Here is a 2,841-nt window from a genome sequence, read left to right on the forward strand (position 1 = left end):
ACCATGGGCCGCGCCTGGCCGACTACCGTCTTCCTGTCGAGCACGGCCTCGATCACCGGGAGCCTGCCGGCCGCGACGGCGATTGCAGCCGACAGATCGGCGCTGGATCCGTCGAAGCGAAGGCCGATGGTGGGGACATTCGACAAGGCCGCATCGCCGGCAAGATCGAGCCTCAGCGCGGCGGGGCGCCCGCCGGGCCGTGCCGGGATTGCTTGCAGCGCGGAGCCGAGAAGGGGTCCGCGCCGGCGGAAAAGACGTTGCTCGAACTGGAAGGCGGCTTTTGCCGCGGCCGGCCAGGTCGACGGCCCGGGCTGATGCGCCACCGCGACATCGTGGCCGTCCGCCTCCAGCCGCTCTATGGCGAGCTGCTGCCAATGGCGGGGCGCCGATTGCGGAACGATGACCTCGATCGCCAGCATGTCTTGGGCGGCTATGTCCTGCTCGGATTTCCAACAATAAGGAGCGAGAGACTGGCCGAAAATACTTACATCGGCGTTACACGCAAAACCGGATTTCTACTTTTCCGGCATGATTTTCGACTTGCGATCCCGAAGCGGTTGTGGTCGTCCGCCCCGGCCTGCCATGCAACGCAAGATTAGCGGTTTCGGCATATACCAAGATTCCAACAATCGCGGCGGCCGGTCTTGACCTGGAACGTAAGAAGTCGTGGATAGCCGCTGTCCCTGCCGGTTCGGATCACATGTTTGAAGTCACTGCCGAGGATGCGTTCGATTTCCGTTCGACGGAGTACGCCGAGCTCTTCGCCAGCTCGGCGGCAACCGCTTTTCAGCATCCGATTTGGCTCGCGCAACTTTATGAGAGGCTCGTGCGGCAAGGCGCCGCCACGCCACTGATCATCGTCGTCCGCGTGCGTGCGAGCGGAAGGCTCGCGATGGTCCTGCCGCTGGTGAGGCGCCGCTACACGCTGCTGAAGGTCGTGGAATTCGCGGATATGCGGGTTTCGGACTATGTCTCGCCCGTCGCCGACGAGGAGACCTTCTCCCGCATTCTTGCCGACGCCCGCACCGTCGCCGCCATCCGCAAGCATCTGCGGCCATACGATCTCCTGCGCATAGGCAAGCTGGCGGACCGCTCCCTGGCGATGGAGCGCCTGCTTGGCGTCGACAAGCGCGACAGCATGGGCATGAGCGCCTATTCAAGCAAGCTGGAGCCGACATTCGCCGGCTGGCGCGAGCAGCGGCTGGACCAGTCCTATCGCAAGGAGCTGGACAAGAAATCCCGGCAGCTCAACCGCATCGGGGAGGCGCGCTTCGAATGCGTTGACGGCCCGGCCGCGGTCCGCACGACATTCGATGCCCTCAAGCTCTATCGCGGCAAACGCTTCGACGGCAGCAACGGTCCGGCCGACCTTTTGCAGCTGCCTTCCTATTTCGATTTCTACCTGGCCGTGGCCAATGAAGGGTGCGGCGGCTTCGCCCGCACCTATGCATTCTGGATGAACGGCCAGCCGATCGCCGGCGCGCTCGGGCTCGAGCACCGCGGCTCGCTCCTGGTCATCCTCGGCGGTTTCGACGAGGCCGGCTACCGGAAGCAGTCGATCGGCAGCCTGATGTTCGAGCAGATCGCCCGCGATTGCATCGAGCGCGGCGATCAACACCTCGATTTCACCATCGGCGACGAGCCCTACAAGCGCGTGTTCGGCGGCCGGCCTTCACCGATGTGGCAAATCTACCGCGCAGGGAGTCCGCTCGGCTATGCGGCGCATCTGACGGTGCAGAAATTGCCGGCGGCCAAGGCGCTGGCGCGGCATATCCTTGAGGCCGCGCATGTCAAGAAGGCCAAGCCTTCGGCTGTCATCGTGCCACCGGCTGCCGATGAAGCCGCCGAGTCGTCCTAGTTGAAGCGGGTCGGATCGGACGCCTTACGCTAGCTTCAGGCGGTCGCGCACGCCTATGCCGAAGCGTCCTTTGAACGAAATGCGCCGGCTGACCCGCAATCAGGTCACGGCTTCCACTTGCGGCCGCTTGAGACCGCGCAGCCGCGCGGCAAAGCTCGGGCTGAACTTGTCGATCTCGTGCAGTATGCGGCGACGGCTGAAATGAACCTGCCGGCGCGCGCGCCAGCGCAGGTCCGTGTCGATGGTCAGGCTGCGGCGGAAATTTGCCAACTCGAGCCCCCGTTCATCCATCGCCTGCTTCATGGGATCATCATAAAAGGCGGCGATCTTCGCTGCCGCCATGCCGGGCGAGGCCATCCACTCCGGCACGTGCACCATGCACAGGCGCTCCACATCGGTGAGAAGGCGGCTGACACCTGTTCCGGCGGCCGGACAGGATGTCTGATAAGCGTCTCCGATCAGGACGACGCCGTCGCGCTTGCAATTTTCGGCGACGGTGATGTCGGTGAGCCAGCTCGAGACGCGGTCGATGACCTCGAAATCGCCAAAGGTCTTGAGGAGTCCCGGAAGCGTTTCAATGAGCGTTTCGCGCGGGCGGTCGCGCAGCGCCTTGACCCACGGGTCGGTATGCTCCCGGAAAACAAAGAGGTTGGCGCGGGTAACGCCGCCGGCCGGGAAGAAGTTCAGGTAATCGATGCCGTCCGAAACGCGTTCGCCGTAATAGGTCAGTGCCGGATGCTTGAACGCGCTTGCTCCCGCCGGCCGGACATTAAAACCGAAAGTCAACGATTGGCGCTGGTGGACGAACCGGCGCTCGATGCCGACGTCGCGCCGCAGGATGTCGCCCATGCCGGTGGCAAGCACAAGCAGGCGAGCCGTCACATCCGGCTGCCCGATGATCGATACACGCTGCCGCTCCGGCCCGGCTTCCACCGCGCTCACCCTGCCGGCGACGAAGCGAACGGTCTTGGGCAGTTCGGCCC

Annotated in this window: 2 protein-coding genes and 1 pseudogene; 1 reads left to right on the top strand and 2 read right to left on the bottom strand. The window is 64.3% G+C overall.

Translation table 11 applies throughout. The features are described 5' to 3' along the window. A pseudogene (locus tag EOA60_RS26945) lies at positions 1-419 on the bottom strand (hypothetical protein); the annotation flags it as partial. A gap of 281 nt (positions 420-700) precedes the next feature. Between EOA60_RS26945 and EOA60_RS26950 the strand changes: the two are divergent. Beyond that, on the top strand, positions 701-1,858 hold the full coding sequence (locus EOA60_RS26950) for a GNAT family N-acetyltransferase (protein ID WP_095823343.1): 1,158 nt from the start codon (positions 701-703) through the stop codon (positions 1,856-1,858). A 99-nt stretch (positions 1,859-1,957) separates the two neighbouring features. Here EOA60_RS26950 and EOA60_RS26955 read toward each other — a convergent pair whose 3' ends face one another. After that, complete coding sequence (locus EOA60_RS26955; RefSeq protein WP_245502619.1) at positions 1,958-2,791, bottom strand: FAD-dependent monooxygenase; 834 nt, start codon at positions 2,789-2,791, stop codon at positions 1,958-1,960. Positions 2,792-2,841 lie beyond the last annotated feature (50 nt).

The sequence above is a fragment of the Mesorhizobium sp. M1A.F.Ca.IN.020.06.1.1 genome (assembly GCF_004023265.1).
Lineage (GTDB): Bacteria > Pseudomonadota > Alphaproteobacteria > Rhizobiales > Rhizobiaceae > Mesorhizobium.